At 54.7% G+C, this 16,226-nt stretch carries 12 protein-coding genes; 10 read left to right on the forward strand and 2 right to left on the reverse strand.

The window, feature by feature from the left end:
• Window positions 1–76 precede the first annotated feature (76 nt).
• A complete protein-coding gene (gene nrdG, locus PREDE_RS10355; RefSeq protein WP_005847192.1) occupies window positions 77–577 on the reverse strand; it encodes an anaerobic ribonucleoside-triphosphate reductase activating protein in 501 nt (166 codons plus the stop codon).
• Window positions 578–598: 21 nt separating this feature from the next.
• Entirely contained in the window at window positions 599–2,809 is a 2,211-nt protein-coding gene (locus PREDE_RS10360; protein WP_044127069.1) for an anaerobic ribonucleoside triphosphate reductase, read from the reverse strand.
• A 1,068-nt stretch (window positions 2,810–3,877) separates the two neighbouring features.
• On the opposite strand from PREDE_RS10360, the gene PREDE_RS10370 reads away from it, so the two are divergent.
• From PREDE_RS10370 to PREDE_RS10415, 10 genes are all read left to right on the forward strand, one after another.
• Window positions 3,878–4,996, forward strand: coding sequence for a porin (locus PREDE_RS10370; protein WP_005847198.1), 1,119 nt, complete (start codon window positions 3,878–3,880; stop codon window positions 4,994–4,996).
• Window positions 4,997–5,631: 635 nt separating this feature from the next.
• A complete protein-coding gene (locus tag PREDE_RS10375; protein WP_005847202.1) occupies window positions 5,632–7,185 on the forward strand; it encodes a lipopolysaccharide biosynthesis protein in 1,554 nt (517 codons plus the stop codon).
• Complete coding sequence (locus PREDE_RS10380; protein ID WP_005847203.1) at window positions 7,170–8,036, forward strand: SDR family NAD(P)-dependent oxidoreductase; 867 nt, start codon at window positions 7,170–7,172, stop codon at window positions 8,034–8,036. The genes PREDE_RS10375 and PREDE_RS10380 overlap by 16 nt, the downstream gene beginning before the upstream one ends.
• A gap of 11 nt (window positions 8,037–8,047) precedes the next feature.
• Window positions 8,048–9,781 (forward strand): thiamine pyrophosphate-binding protein, encoded by a 1,734-nt coding sequence (locus tag PREDE_RS10385; RefSeq protein WP_005847204.1) that lies wholly within the window; start codon window positions 8,048–8,050, stop codon window positions 9,779–9,781.
• Complete coding sequence (locus PREDE_RS10390) at window positions 9,778–10,341, forward strand: serine O-acetyltransferase (RefSeq protein WP_005847206.1); 564 nt, start codon at window positions 9,778–9,780, stop codon at window positions 10,339–10,341. Before PREDE_RS10385 ends, PREDE_RS10390 begins: the two co-directional genes overlap by 4 nt.
• A gap of 3 nt (window positions 10,342–10,344) precedes the next feature.
• Complete coding sequence (locus PREDE_RS10395) at window positions 10,345–11,400, forward strand: polysaccharide pyruvyl transferase family protein (RefSeq protein ID WP_005847208.1); 1,056 nt, start codon at window positions 10,345–10,347, stop codon at window positions 11,398–11,400.
• 63 nt (window positions 11,401–11,463) lie between these two features.
• Complete coding sequence (locus PREDE_RS10400; RefSeq protein WP_005847209.1) at window positions 11,464–12,705, forward strand: glycosyltransferase family 4 protein; 1,242 nt, start codon at window positions 11,464–11,466, stop codon at window positions 12,703–12,705.
• A gap of 50 nt (window positions 12,706–12,755) precedes the next feature.
• Entirely contained in the window at window positions 12,756–13,931 is a 1,176-nt protein-coding gene (locus PREDE_RS10405; RefSeq protein WP_005847211.1) for an EpsG family protein, read from the forward strand.
• Between the two features lie 41 nt (window positions 13,932–13,972).
• On the forward strand, window positions 13,973–15,055 hold the full coding sequence (locus PREDE_RS10410; RefSeq protein ID WP_005847213.1) for an acyltransferase family protein: 1,083 nt from the start codon (window positions 13,973–13,975) through the stop codon (window positions 15,053–15,055).
• A gap of 187 nt (window positions 15,056–15,242) precedes the next feature.
• Window positions 15,243–16,226, forward strand: coding sequence for a glycosyltransferase (locus PREDE_RS10415; protein ID WP_005847215.1), 984 nt, complete (start codon window positions 15,243–15,245; stop codon window positions 16,224–16,226).

Below are 16,226 nucleotides of genomic sequence, written 5' to 3' on the forward strand. Positions count from 1 at the left end.
CGGGCCGCCCTTCTCGAAAGAGGAGGGCGGCCCGTCGGTTTTGCACGTGCAGGTCGGGGGGTGCGCGTGGGCGGGGCTACACGGCCAGCCGGTACGTCACCACCTCGCCCCGGCGCAACGAGGCGGGAACGTCGATGATGCGCTGGTTGGTGGAGCCGCGGAAGATGAGCGATTCGTCGCGCAGCGACTCGACGAAAGGCCCGTCGACGAGCACGTCGAGCTGTTCGAGCAGGGCGCGCTGGCGCGGATTCCTGACCAATGCCTCGAAGGTGAAGCCTGAAAAACACCAGATGGTCTTCGCCGTGCGCCGGCGGATGGCCTTGGCCAAGGCGGTGAAGCCCTCGGGTTGGAACATGGGATCGCCGCCCGAAAAGGTGACATTGGCGTAGGGGTCGGCCTCGATGACGCGCATGATGTCGTCGGTGGACATGGGGTGGCCGCTGCGGATGTCCCACGACTGCGGGTTGTGGCAGCCCGGGCAGGCGTTGGGACAGCCGGCGCAATAGACGGAAGTGCGGAGGCCGGGGCCGTCGACCATGGTGTCTTCGACGATGGAGAGGATGGAGAGGGTGGACATGGGGGTAGGGGGGGGATGGGTCTACAGGCTGTGTTGCACGCGGTCGTTGAGCTCGGCCAGCTTGCCGTGGTTCCATCGGTCGGTGGTGCCCACGAGGTAACCGGTGATGCGTTGCAGCCGGTCGATGTGGTGGCTGCCGCACTTGGGACAGGTCTCCATGTGTGGGTCGGCGTTCTCGTAGCCGCATTCCATGCAGCGGTTGCGGTTGTGGTTCACCGAGCCGTAGCCCATGTTGAGCCGGTCCATCATGTCGACCACGGCCATGATGGCCTGCGGGTTGTGGGTGGCGTCGCCGTCGATTTCCACATAAAAGATGTGTCCGCCGCGGGTGAGGTCGTGGTAGGGGGCCTCCACCTCGGCCTTGTGGCGGGCCGAGCACTTGTAGTAGACGGGCACGTGGTTGGAGTTGGTGTAGTAGTCGCGGTCGGTGATACCGGGCAGGGAGCCGAACTCCTTGCGGTCCACCTTGGTGAACTTGCCGCTCAGGCCCTCGGCGGGAGTGGCCAGCACGGAGTAGTTGTGCTGGTAGTGCTCGGAGAACTGCTTCACGCGGTCGCGCATGTAGGTGACGATGCGCAGCCCGAGCTGCTGCGACTCGTCGCTCTCGCCGTGGTGCTTGCCGGTGAGGGCTACGAGGCATTCGGCCAGTCCGATGAAGCCGATGCCGAGCGTGCCCTGGTTGATGACGCTCTCGATGGTGTCGTTGGGCCCGAGCTTTTCGCAGCCGTTCCAGAGCTTGGTCATGAGCAGGGGGAACTGTTTGGCGTAGGCCGTCTTCTGGAACTGGAAGCGCTCGTCGAGCTGCCGGGCGGTGACGTCGAGCGTGTGGTCGAGTTTTGCGAAGAAGAGATTGATGCGTTCGCTGGGGTCGGCCACCTGCATGCACTCGATGGCGAGGCGCACGATGTTGATGGTGGTGAAGCTGAGGTTGCCCCGTCCCACGCTGGTCTTGTCGCCGTAGCGGTTCTCAAACACGCGTGTGCGGCAGCCCATGGTGGCGATTTCCCAGCGGTAGCGCTCGGGGTCGTCGGCCCGCCAGCGTTCGTTCTGGTTGAACGTGGCGTCGAGGTTCAGGAAGTTGGGGAAGAAGCGGCGGGCCGTCACCTTGCAGGCGTATTGGTAGAGGTCGTAGTTGCGGTCGTCGGGCAGATAGTTCACGCCGCGCTTTTTCTTCCAGATCTGTATGGGGAAGATGGCCGTCTCGCCGTTGCCCACGCCCTCGTAGGTGGTCTTGAGCAGCTCGCGCATGACGCAGCGGCCCTCGGCCGAGGTGTCGGTGCCGTAATTAATAGAGGAGAACACCACTTGGTTGCCGCCGCGCGAGTGTATGGTGTTCATGTTGTGGATGAAGGCTTCCATGGCCTGGTGCACGCGGTTCACGGTCTTGTTGATGGCGTGCTGCTTGAGGCGGTCGTCGCCGTCGATGCCGTCGAGCGGCAGCTCCAGGTAGTCGTCGATGGGCGCGTCCATCAGATGGCCGAGCGGCTGGCCGGTCAGCTGCTCCAGGTTGCGCAGCTCCTCCTGGTAGCTCAGCCGCACGAAGGGGGCCAGATAGAAGTCGAAGGCGGGAATGGCCTGGCCTCCGTGCATCTCGTTCTGGCAGGTTTCCAGCGAGATGCAGGCCAGCACGGCGGCCGTTTCTATACGCTTGGCGGGTCGCGAGGAGCCGTGGCCGGCCACGAATCCGTGGTTCAGGATGTGGTCCAGCGGGTGTTGCACGCAGGTGAGCGACTTGGTGGGGTAGTAGTCTTTGTCGTGAATGTGGATGTAGTTGTGCTTCACGGCGTCGCGCACCTCCTCGCTCAGCAGGTAGTCGTCCACGAAAGGCTTGGTGCTCTCCGAGGCAAACTTCATCATCATGCCGGCCGGGGTGTCGGCGTTCATGTTGGCATTCTCGCGCGTGACCTCGTTTTTCTGGATGTTCACAATCTCCATGAACACGTCGCGCGTCTTGGCTTTGCGTGCGATGGACCGCTGGTTGCGGTAGGCGATGTACTTTTGGGCCACGTCCTTGCGTGCGCTTTTCATCAGCTCCACCTCCACGGCGTCCTGAATGTCCTCCACCGACATCTGGGCTTTGCCCTTGGTGGCAATGTGGTCAGTGATGCGCACGATGAGGTGCTCGTCCTCGCCCTTGTCGGTGTGGAGCATGGCTTTGCGGATGGCTGCCTGGATTTTCTGGTCGTTGAAGCCAACGATGCGACCGTCTCTTTTAACTACCGTCTGTATCATTTTGGTGTGTCCTCGATGGGGTTTAAAGGGGTTTGTTGAATTGTGTTGGAATGATGTTGCAAAGATAACCATTCTCCCGTGAAGATTTTACTTTTGGACAACTTTTGTTGCGTTAAGAAATGTCAATCGTTTGATAGTCTTGAAGTTACAGATTTAAAAAGAAAACTTTGACAAAATTCCTCGTAGAATTGTTGCCGTTTTTGTGAAGCGATGGTGCAAGTTCCGGGTACAAGGCAAAGGTTTTCAGCGGCTTATCCCCCGTGCCGTCCGGGGCAGGCGGCGCGGGGGGCGCACGGGGGCGGGCGGAGGAGGGGCCAAGGTTGCCGTGCGGGGCGGTTTTTGGGGATGGGGCAGGGGAGATTTGTAGGAGAGGATAGGGGGATTTGTAGGAGAGGATAGGCCGTTATAGGACTTGATAGGCTCTGGGTTTGGGCGAGGATAGGCTGGGTTGTAGGAAGAATAAGGTGGTCTTTGGCAATCGTTTCAGGGTGTGGGGGGGTGGTTGTTGTGGTTGTTTGTTGTTGTTATAGGAGTTGTTTTTAGGAGAGGATAGGGGGGTATAGGACTTGATAGGGTGGGTTGGGGGAAGAATAAGGTGGTCTTTGGCAATCGTTGCAGGGTGTGTGGGGGTGGTTGTTGTGGTTGTTTGTTGTTGTGGCAAGGGTTGTCTTTTAAGAGAGGATAGGGGGGTATAGGACTTGATAGGGTGGGTTGGAGGATGCTTGCCGGTGTGGGAGCCCTGCGGCGACGGCGCATTTGCGTGGCGTTGGCGGCATTATTGCATGGCGTTTGCGGCGTAGGCGTGTGGCGTTTGCGCCATATTCCCGTTGCGTTTACGGCGTGGCCGTGTAGCGTTTACGCTATATTCCCGTTGCGTTTGCAGCGCGGCCGCCCCACGACAATGCCGCGTTTGCAGCTGTCCCCGCGTCTGCCGGCCGAGAAAAAACGGGCGGGAACGGCCCACATTTCCAGAATAATCCTTATATTTGCAGCATGTTTGCAGCGTCGGCCGGCCGTTTGCAGCGTCGGCCGCATGTCTGCATACGGCAACCAAAACCCTGACATATCATGAAAAGGACTATGATGACGCTGGCCGCCGTCGCCGTGATGGCCGCCGCCGGCGCGGAAAACAAGACCCCGGCATGGATTAACAACGTGAGGCTCTCGGGCTACGGCATGGCGCAATACCAGTATTCCGGGCAGGACGGCGCGGAGAGCAACTCTTTCAACCTGCGGCTGCTGCGCGTGAGCCTCGACGGGCGCATCGCCACCGACTGGTACTGGAAAGCACAGGTTCAGTTCAACGGCAACACCTCCACGCTGGGCAACTCGTCCCGGTTGGTCGACCTCTTTGCCGAGTGGCAGCGCTTCGGGTTCATGCGTGTGAAGGTGGGCCAGTTCAAGCGCCCGTTCTCCTTCGACAACCCCCTGCACCCCATCGACCAGGGATTCCTGTCGGTGGCCCAGAGCGTCAGCCGTCTGGTCTACTTTGCCGACCGCTCCGGCGCCCACCCGAGCAACGGCCGCGACATCGGCGTGCAGCTCGAGGGCGACCTCGTGAAGAACGCCGCCGGCCGGCCTCTGCTGCACTATCAGGCCGGCGTGTTCAACGGACAGGGCATCAACACCAAGGACGTGGACCAGCAGAAAGAGCTCATCGGCGGCGTCTGGGTGATGCCCGTGGCCGGCCTGCGCCTCGGCGTGTTCGGCTCCGAAGGCTCCTACAGCCGCAAGGGCAGCTGGAAAAACCTCCAGGGCAACGACGTCGCCGGCGTGCGACGGCTGCCCCAGCACCGCTACGCCATCTCGGGCGAGTACAAGTTCTGCGACTGGACCGTGCGCTCGGAGTACATCCATTCCACGGGCAAGGCCTTCCAGACCACCTACAATTCCTCGGCCGACCTGAGCAAGTGCGACGTCAACGAGGCCCTCGGTGCCAAGGCCGACGGCGCCTACGCTCTCGTCATCGCCCCCGTGCTCCCGAAGAAACTCTATGCCAAGGTCCGCTACGACCTGTACCGCCCCTCGGCCTCGTGGCGCACGAGCAAGACCCTTTATGAGGTGGGCGCCAACTTCATGTTCAACAAGAACGTGCAGCTCAACACCGAATACCTGCGCGTGAACGACCGTTCGCTGGTCTGCCACGATTACGACATGGTGGACGTGCAGCTCGACTTCCGGTTCTGAGGGGGCGCGTGCTTCGGCGGTTCATGCTGTGGTGTCCGTGCCGTCGGCCTTGCTTGGCATCCCCTTTGCAGTGCAATCATTTGCACACTCGACCCGGCCGACAGGCAAAATTCTCCGCCTCAGATTTGCTCTTTCCACGGATTTCCCCTATCTTTGTAGGCACAAGAGCCCGCTTACACCCCTCCAGCACCCCCTACTGCTCGGGCCCTTGCACGTATGAAAACACATAACTCGCTGATATTCAGACCATTGAATTTTCCACGAGGTATATTGTTGGTACCTCTAAGATAGACTCGAAAGGTGAAATACAAATTAATTTCCATAGGTCTTTGATATATGATAAACTCTTATAGCCTTGAGAACTATGGCCCAATCAGGAATGCAGCTTGCCATAAAGCAGGCAGAATCAACCTTTTCATCGGGCCGAATCGTTCGGGAAAGACAGTCCTCCTGTCCTTTTGTTTGGGCAGGGTTCGGGCGTAGGCTATGGAGACATGCAGGGCAGGCATATCCGAAAAAACGATTGTCGACGAACGGGTAGCCCTTTATAGGTAAGAAATAACACTGTGATTAATGCAGGGCTGGCCAGAGAAATGGGGCTGATACGATAGCCGATCGGCCACGAACAAACAATCATGGCACAGGAACATACGGTTTCAAACAACAAGCGCATCGCCAAGAACACCATGTTTCTCTACGTGCGGATGTTGCTGATACTTGTTGTGTCGCTCTTCACTTCGCGCGTGGTTCTGCACGTGTTGGGGGTGTCCGACTATGGTATCTACAACATCATTGGGGGCATCGTCGTTCTGTTTTCTTTTGTAAACGGTGCGCTGACTTCTGCGACACAGCGGTTTCTTAACTTCTACTTGGGCAAGCAGGACGAGGAGAAGACCCACAAGGTGTTCTGTATCAGCATGAGCATCTATGCCATGCTGTCGGTTGTATTCCTGGTTCTGGCCGAGACGGTCGGCCTGTGGTTTGTCAATACACAGCTCAATATTCCTCCGGCCCGGGCCGACGCTGCGTTCTGGATCTATCAGTTTACGGTATTTACGTTCATGCTCAACCTGACGAGGATACCGTACAATGCAACGCTCATTGCCTATGAACGGATGGATTTTTATGCCTATTTGAGCTTGTTGGATGTCGTGCTGAAGCTCGGCATTGTCTATCTGCTGTATATTTCTCCCGTCGACAAGCTCATTGCGTATGGCTTTCTGCTGCTGTTGGTCAACGTTGCAGACAATGTTGCCTATCGCGTGTACTGTGTCCGGAGTTTCCGAACGGCGCGCTATCGCCTGCTGTGGGACCGTGGAATGTTCAAGGATTTGTTCAGTTTCTCCGGCTGGTCCCTGATGGGAAATGCTGCAAACATACTCGCCCAGCAGGGTCTCAACATCGTGGTCAATATCTTCTACGGCGTTACGCTGAACGCGGCATTGGGCATAGCCAATCAGATTTCGGGCCAGGTCGTCCAGTTCTTCACTAATTTTCAGACTGCGTTCAATCCCCAGATTGTGAAGTATTATGCGGCGGGACAGATCCGAGAGTTTTTTAATCTGGTCTACAAGACGTCCAAATACTCCTATTTCCTGATGCTGTTCATCTCGCTTCCACTCCTGTTGGAGACAGACAAGATACTGGATATTTGGCTGGTCGACGTCCCGGAGTACACGGGAATTTTCTGCCAGCTCATCCTGATTTTTTATCTGTCTGAGGCACTGACGGCCCCGCTCTACATGTCGGTTCAGGCCGCCGGACATATCAGAAACTACCAGATACTGGTCTCTTCCATCAATTTCCTCACGGTTCCTGCGGTATATGTCGTGCTGAAATTGGGTATGGCGGTATGGTCTGTGTGGGTGGTGAGAATCCTTATCAATGTCGTTATCATCGTCGCAAGGGTCATTTACCTGCGCAGTAAGATAGGTTTGTCGGTTCGAGATTACCTGAACTCCTCTATTTTTCCCATCCTTTACACTTCTGTTCTTGTGCTGCCCGTGCCTTTGGCATGCCTGTATGCAGTCCCCGGATACTGGCTGAACCTGTTGGTTACCGTTGCTGCGTCCCTCGTCAGTTCCGTAATTTTCATTTATATGGTGGGGATGTCCAAGTCTGAAAGAGGGAAAGTGAAAGGGCTAGTTATGGCAAAACTCCTGAAAAAACACGTATGTACACAACAATAAAGCACCTTGTCAAGACGCTTCTTGACCGTCGCCCGAGAATGATAATCAAGACCGTTGAACTCCCGCCGAGCAGGATGCTGGAGCAAAGATGCGCCCTTGTCACGGGCGGAACGAGCGGCATCGGCTTGTCCATTTCCCGGGCATTCCTGCAAGCCGGAGCCTCGATAGTCATGACCGGGCGGAATCAGGACAAGCTGAGCAAGGTGAAAACGGAGCTGGAGCAGGCTTTTCCCTCCTCTAAAATCATAGCGTTCAGACTTGACAATTCCGACGTTTCTTCTTTTGCAGAGGGGTTTCAAAGGATATTGTCATTGCTGGAGGCAGAGGGAATCCCTGCTGTTGACATCTTGGTCAACAACGCAGGGGTGAATGCAGCTCCCATGCCCGAAGCCCGGGAAGCGGAGTACGATGCCGTCATGGACACCAATCTGAAAGGTGCGTTCTTCCTGTCGCAGCTTGTAGGACGGTATATGAAAGCCAATCATATCCGCGGAAACATACTCAATATAGGCTCTGCCTCGTGTCTTCGTCCGGGAAACAGTGCCTACATTCTGAGCAAATGGGGAATCCGTTCCCTGACGCTGGGACTTGCAAAGGCTTTGGGCAAGGACGGCATTACGGTCAACGGAATTGCGCCTGGCCCGACAGCGACCCCTATGATGACGGCCGGTGACAAGGCAGACTTGGGCCTGGAGCGCATCCCCTTGGGGAGATACATCATGCCGGAAGAAGTTGCCAACATGGCGGTTATCCTTGTCAGCGACTATGGCCGTGCAATCATGGGCGACATGATTTATATGACAGGAGGCGCGGGCAACCTCTCCTACGATGACGTACCTTATTCATTCTAATATTCAACACAATGTATTCAACTCACGAAAACGTCAGGATAGTTATTGCTTTATTAAAGGAATATCAAATACGCCACATTGTATTAAACCCCGGCGGGACGAATATACCGATTGTTCAAGCCGTTCAAGACGACGACTTCTTCCATTGCTATTCTGTCCCGGATGAGCGGAGCGCCATGTATTTTGCCATTGGACTGCACCTGCAGACCGGGGAGAAAGTGGCCACATCGTGCACCAGCGCACAGGCCACGAGGAACTATTTGCCCGGACTTACCGAGGCGTTTTACAAGCATGTGCCTATTCTTGCCATCACAACATCCAAGCTCGAACGCTACGAGTACCAAGACTACATGCAGGCGCCCGACCAATGTTCACTGCCGCGCGACGCCGTCAAGAAATCGTATGACTTGCCACAGGTCGTAGATGTAAACACGCGAGTCCTCTGCCAGCAGCGGGCAAGGGAGGCCATGCTCGAGCTGACACACCACACCCCAGGCCCGGTACAGCTGAACATCAGGATAGACGACCGTGTGCAAAGCGTCTTCGACCAGAAAGAGCTGCCCAGCGTTCGCACCATCAAGCGTTACGAATACTGGGACGACTGGAGTGAGTTGGAACTCAAGGGAAAGAAGATTCTCGTCGTCATTGGCGAGCACCGGCCTTTCACGCAGGCCCAAATGGAAGCCATCGATGCCTTTACCCAAAGACATCATGCGGCGGTATACACCAACAATCTGTCTAATTTCCATGGCAGGAACACAGTCCAGGGCAATTTGCTGGTGTCTTCCCGCAGGATAGCCGACAGTCGCCTCTGTCCTGATATTGTCATTACCGTTGGCGGACAGACAGGCGACTATTCCATCTTTGGCGCCTTGAGCGGACTTGGCGAACGGACGGAGGTGTGGAGAGTTGACCGGGGAGGCGACGTGGTGGACACCTACGGCCGGCTGACCAAGGTCTTCGTGTCGCCCGATGCAGACTTCTTCAAACGGACAGCAACGGTCGACGAGGTCGAGGAGAACAATTATTTTACGGAATGGGAAACCGAGATACAGAACTTGGTAACCGACACACAGCTTCCTTTGTCCAATCTTTATGTCGCCCAACAGCTTCATTCCCTGATCCCAGAAAACAGTTATATCAACTTCGCCATCCTTAATAGCCTCCGTTGCTGGAACTATTTCCCATTGAAAGCCTCTGTGAAAGGCTTTGCCAACGTGGCGGCATTCGGAATAGACGGCTGCACTTCCATGCTGGTTGGAGAGAGTATGAACACAGAAGAACTGTGTTTCTTGGTTACCGGCGACTTGGCTTTCTTCTATGATATGAACGCTCTCGGCATCCGCCACATCAGGAAAAACGTGAGGATTCTTTTAATAAATAATCATACGGGAGCGGAGTTCAGGGTGATGACCCGTCCGTGGAAAGACAAGGTAAAACTGGATCAGTTTGTGGCGGCCAGCGGACACAACGGCACGGCCAAGGGTTGGGCCGAAGATTGTGGATTCGTTTATTTGTCGGCCACGACCAAGAAAGAGTTCGAGGAAAAGAAGTTCATCTTTGTCGCTCCGTCCGAGCAACCTGTTGTCTTTGAGGTCACCACCAACCCTGATGATGAGGTGAAAGCCATTCAGGAGCTTATCGGAAGCAACAGCAACGAGCCTGCCCATACGCCTAAAGCGATACTGAAGAAAGTGTTGGGACCGGCAGGAACAGCTTTGGTTAAAAACCTAATCAAGCAATGATTCGCTCCTGGGAAGACTACAAAGCGTATGTAAAGGCCGATCAATCGAATTTTGTCGGTCGAGGTTTACGCGGGCAGGCTTTCGCCGATCCCATTTGCGACCAGTACCTGCAGCGGCAGTATCTTCGCTGTCTTCGGATGGCAGAATATGCCATCAACTGCCACCACCCCTTGTTGAAACTGTATGCCTTGTGGCGTTTGAGGAGACTTGGGCGAATATCTGGCTTCCAGATTCCGCCCAATGTCCTTGGCAAGGGGGTAACTCTCTTCCATTGGGGGACGATCATCATCAATGGCGAAGCACGGATTGGCAGGAACGCCACCTTCCAACCAAACGTTGTTATCGGCAAAAACAAGAAGAAAGGCGGCTCTCCACAAATAGGCGACAACTTCTATGCTTGTGCCGGAGCAAGGATCTTTGGGGAGATAACGATTGGGCACAATGTGCGGATCGGGCCCAATTGCTGTGTATATAAAAGCATACCCGACAACTGTACCGTAGTGGGAAATCCGGCGGTGATTGTCCGTAAGGACGGTATTAAATGCAAAATCAAACTTTAGACAATGGGCGCATTAGCAAAGATAAAAAGAAAAATAGGCAATATCTTTACTGATATTTACTGTAACAGGCAGGCCGACAAACTGCAAGGCGAGATAAAACGAAACCCGGCCGCCAGAACACTCTACCTTTTTTGTGCACCGACGCATAGCAATTTGGGCGATCAGGCACAGTTGTTCTGCTGGCTTCGACTTTTTAAAGAGTGGTATCCTAACCATCGCATCATCTGCGTTCCGACGCGGTATCGCCGGCTGTCCACGCTTTTCGAGATCAAGAAAAAGATAAAGAAAGACGACCTGGTGTTTGTCCACAGCGGTTATCTGCTCTATGATCCTCATCCCGAACTCCCGTTCATTCAAGACGTGGTCAATGCTTTTTATGACCATCCGGTGACCATTCTGCCCCAGACGGTCAATCTTTTGGCCGACTGGTTCCAGCATGTCGTTGCCCAATGTTTCAATAATCACCCCTCCTTGACTTTGATTTGCCGTGACGATGTTTCTTATGCAAAGGCACAACAACTATTCCCAAAAGTCAAGTTAAGGCTCATGCCTGACGTGGTGACGTCGTTAATCGGCAACAAAGATTTCCATTATCATCTGCCACGGCGGGGCATTTGCTTCTGCACCCGCAACGATGGCGAGAAGTTTTACTCGGACGAGCAGCTGCGAGCCTTGAAAGAAAGGTTCGACAAAATCAGGACATTTCAGTGCGACACGACCATCGAGGCACCGATAAGTGCCTGGGAAACGCAGCGCGAAAAGCTCATCCGCAAGATGCTCAGGCGTTTGGCACAGTACCAAGTGGTTGTCACCGACCGCTATCACGGCACTATTTTCTCGCAAATAGTCAATACCCCGGTCGTCGTTATCTCCTCCGGCGACCACAAGCTTTCCAGCGGAGTCAAGTGGTTTCCACGAGAAGAGTTTGGAAAGAACATTTATTTTGAGGAGACCCTGGACGGTGTTTATTCCCGTGTCATGGAGATTCTGGCGCGAAATGGGCAAGAAATCGTCAACCCATCTTGGTTTAAGGATAATTACTATTCTTCCCCATTATGAGGCCTGCCCATCGATTCGCAATCCTCGAAGATACAAGATTACACACGTAAAAGACGGTCAATCATGAAAGTTTTATGGTTCACTCCCTCACCGGGACTTTACGCACCGACCCCCTACGGCACCTGGGTGGAGGCTCTTCAAAGGGCCGTGCAGCGTTATGGAGGGGATATGGAGACAGCCTTGTGCTTTGAATATACGCGTGCAGACGGCAAGACCGTCAAGGACGGATTCACCTATTATCCCGCAAATATCAGGCAGACGCTGACAGACAGGCTGAAGGCGACGCAGTCTCCGAGAAAAGAATACGAGATGCTGAAGCGGCACTACAAAGAAGCCATTGCAGACTTCCGCCCCGACATCATCCATTGTTTTGGCACGGAGCTTTGGCATTACAGCCTTCTGGCGCAGGAAATCAGCACGCCGATGGTGGTCCATATCATGGGTTTTCAGAACATATACACCGACATGGCCGGCATGGTCACCCACAAGGCAGACATCTATCACGAGAAGCATTACAATCCGTTCAGCATCTTCCGCTATGCCTTTTTCCGCAAACGCAAGGCTCAAATACGCTGCACGATGGAGCGGGAGGAGATGAAGGCCAACAGATATTTCATGGGGCGGACCGAGTGGGACCGCAGCATCGTCAGGTATTTCTCTCCGGGAAGCAGGTATTTCCACTGTGCCGAAGCCATCCGTCCGCAGATCTACGACGCCGCCCGGCGATGGGTGCTCCACGACCACAAACAGCTGCGACTCGTCACCATAGGAAGCGGCAGCACCTTGAAAGGCAACGAAATCATCCTCAAGACGGCCCGAATACTGACAGAACTCCTGCACGCCGACTTTGAGTGGCGGCTGACATCCACCGAGAACGACCTCCGTGCCTACGAGCAACGAACCGGCATATCCCACCAAGACGTGAACGTCAACCTGATAGGGCGCGTCGGTGCCGAGCGGATAGCAGAAGAACTGGCGGATGCCGACCTGTACATCCACCCTGCCATCATAGACAATTCGCCCAACACGCTCTGCGAAGCGCAGCTTATAGGCACACCCGTCATAGCCGCCAACGTCGGCGGAATCCCCCAGTTGGTGGAAGACGGCACCACGGGCATCCTCTATCCCTATAACGAAAGCTACACCCTTGCCTTCAAAATCATGGACCTGTACGGAGACAAGGCAAGGATGCAGGAGCTGAGCGAGAACGAGTACAGGCTCTCCCACGATCGCCACAACCCGGAGCACATCGTCCGTACACTCGTCGGTATATACCGCGAAATCATTTCGGAACAGACGGCCTGACACGCTTTTACCGCACCCTAACCGAAGAATAATGGCATAATTTTCATAGAATGGACATCTTCAGACCCTATATACTTCTGTATTCCTTTTTTATTCTCTCTTTCATTGTCATACAGTTCTACCTGCATAGATACGTCAGAGCGACGGGGCCGGGCGGCATATCTCCAAGGCAGAAAATCGAAAACAGGGTCTTTTGGCTCTATGCACTGCTTGTGTTCTTGTTCATAGGCACCAGGGATGCCCTTGTAGGGACCGACACCATATCCTATGTTTACTTCTTCAGAAGCCCCAATTTCCATTACCAGGGCGCAGCCACCGACCCGGCATTTGAGTTTATCGGGAGATTTCTCCGCGACCTTTCCACCGACGATAAGTTCTTTATCTTTGCCGATTCCCTGATTTCTTGCTACGGCTTGTTCTATCTTATCACGAAGACGAGCCTGAACAAGCTGTATGCCCTCCTCCTGTTTCTCATGGCGGGAACGGCCAGCATCACCCTGTTTCTCTACATGAGCATGATGCGGCAGTGCACTGCCATGAGCTTCTACTTCGTCTCCAGCTACCTCTTTTTTTCCAATACGGCCAGAAAAAAGCGCAAGTATATCCTGGCCGGAGCACTGTATATGGTAGCCGTCCTTACCCACAAGTCGGTATTGTTTTCCTTGCCGTTCATCCTTGTCGCTTACTTCAAGCCTTTCAAAAAGAGCTTCTGGCTCATAGTCTTGGCCTCCTCCTACGTACTGAGCGCCCTCAACATTACGTTTGTCAACCAGATACTTGACATTGCCTCCAATGCCGTCAATTTCGGCCACTATGAGAATTACAGAAGCCTCAGTTTCGGGTTTATCGAGGGCAAGGGCTGGCTGAACATGAATCTGCTCCCGTTCATGGCAATTGCTTTCATGCTGCTTTATCTTGAAACGAACGACAAGCTGAAGCTGTGGTACAATCAGTTGTTCCTCTGGGGAGTGTTGGCCAACAACCTGTTCTACAACAATCTGATGTGGAGCCGACTGATACTCTATCTCACCATTCTTGTTATTATCGTCATTCCCAACGCCCTCCACGGCCAGAAACTGAAAGTGCAGATAGGCTTTTCGGTCCCTATCTTCGCCTACTTTATGTATAAGGTGACCACGCAGCTGCTGGTGCAGACGGCTTTTTCGGCAGAGGGACTCATCGTCGTTCCCTATCACAGCTGGCTGTTCGACGGCATACTTTATTGACCCGCGGCCCTCGGCCGTGCCATCACATTCCCCACAACTTCATGGAAAGATACAACAGTTTCAACGGTTTGCGCGCCATAGGCGCATTCGGCATCGCCATGATGCACTACCTTGTCAATATGAACGACGCCACCGCGGCGGCCTTGCGGCACAGCGGCATTCTGTACGAGCGGGCAATTCCGTTCTTTACAATGTTTGTCTTTATGTTTTTTATCCTCAGCGCTTTCTCCATGTGCTGCGGATATTACCATAAGTTTGATGTTGAGGCCGGCCGTTCGTCGTTCGACGCCGAGCGCTTCTACAACAAGCGATACAGCCGGATATTTCCGTTTTTCGCCCTGCTTGTGCTGATAGATTTGCTGATGAATCCCACCCGTGAGGAGCTCTATCAAGGCTTTGCAGACCTGACACTGGCTTTCAATTTCCTTCCCAATCCAGACATACATGTCATTGGCGTGGGATGGTTTGTCGGCGTAGTCTTCGTGTTCTACATGCTGTTCCCTTGGTTTGTCTATATCCTGAAAGACCGTCGGCGGGCATGGTTTGCGTGGGGCGTGGCCTTGGCGATGCACCTGCTGGTCGTCAACTATTTCCTTACGGAGCAGTTTGTGCTTCCCTCGGAAATCATAAACTACCGGCACAACATCGTGTTCAGCTTCCCATTCTTTATCAGCGGCGGCTTGCTTTACATTTATCGAAAGCCGCTTGGCAACGCCAAGCTTAGGTTTGCCTACCTGCTGGCGGCGGTGGTTTGCACGGCACTGCAAATCCATGTCGCCCCCAAGATATTCGGAGAGAACATTCTTTTCATCCTGATAATCTTCATTTTCTGGATACTCTATGCCATGACCGGGGGATTCCGCATGTTGAAAACGAAGTTGCTGGACAACCGAATCATGACATTCCTGAGCGCTCTGTCCATGGAAATATACCTGTGTCACATGATGATGTTCCGACTGCTTGAGAAAGCGCACCTGGAAAGAATGATAGAAAACCCGCAGCTGCTCTACTGGACCTACTGTCTGCTGGGCATATCGCTGGCCGTCGCGTTCAGCTTTCTGGTCAAGAACATAGCCTTCCCTGCCATTGGAAAGCGAATCCCTGCCCTGTCGTTTCTGAGATAGGCTCGCGCCCGACGGAGTGCCGGCCTATGGCCCGCGCATTCCCACGGCGGCCTGATGCCGCTGCCGATACGGCTTTTTCGCCCGGCGTTCGAGCCGTACACGCATTGCGAATACGGCTTGTTCGCATCGCCATAACGGCGGTTTCGCCACGCGTTTGCGCCTTTTTCTGCTACACCGCACCACACACATGAACGATCAAAGCACACTCTCGCCCACGGTTTCGATAGTGATTGTCTGCATGAACAATCCCGAAAACCTCTGTCGCTGCCTTGACAGCATACGGAAATATACGTCGGTCAGCTACGAATGCCTCGTTGTGGCCTACCTGTTCAGTCGGGAAAACCTCGAAAAAATCAGGGCCGCCTATCCTTGGCCGACCATCATTGAGAGCAACGAGACGAGGGGCTTCTCCGAGAACAACAACCTGGCCCTGCGGCGGGCTGCCGGCAAATACTGCCTGGTCATTAACGACGACACGGAGCTGAAGATGCCCTGCGTGGACAAACTGGTGGAGACCATCGAGGCGTTGCCCCCACAGGTAGCCGTGGTGAGCCCCAAGGGCATCCTGGGCAATGGCCGGATACAGTATTGCGGCAGGGCGGCACACACGCCCCTGACTTATACGCTGGGAGCTTTCGGACTGTGGAACGAGCGGAGGATAAACAGGCGCAATCCCGTCCATGGCATATTCAAGAGCCACGACATCATCGGTGCTTATTTCCTCATCAAGACCAGTGTGTTCAGGGAAATAGGGTGGTTCGACGAGCAATACTTCTTCACCCCGGAAGACATTGCCGTGAGCTACACCCTGCGCCGGCGGGGATACGAGTGCTGGGTGGACGCAGATGCCGAGATCGTGCACTACGAGGGGATGACCGGCCGCAGCCTGAGCCCCGTGCAGACAGCCACCGGGCCCGCAGGGTTTGTAGGCACGATGCTGTTTTGCGGCGGCGGCTCGCGCTGGGGCTATTGGCTCCATACGCTGTTGCACGTGCCCTATCTCGTGGGGCAATACGTTTACCACACGGCACGGTCGAGGGGCAAGGCCGACCCCGAACGATACCGCATGCTGGCATGGAAAGACCGAAACACGCTCTCCGTATGCTTTACGGGGAAGACGCCCAAGCAGGTATTCCAGAAGTTTTATGCCCGCTGCCAGCATCGGCCATAG

It is taken from the genome of Prevotella dentalis DSM 3688 (assembly GCF_000242335.1).
In the GTDB taxonomy this organism is placed as follows: Bacteria; Bacteroidota; Bacteroidia; order Bacteroidales; family Bacteroidaceae; genus Prevotella; species Prevotella seregens.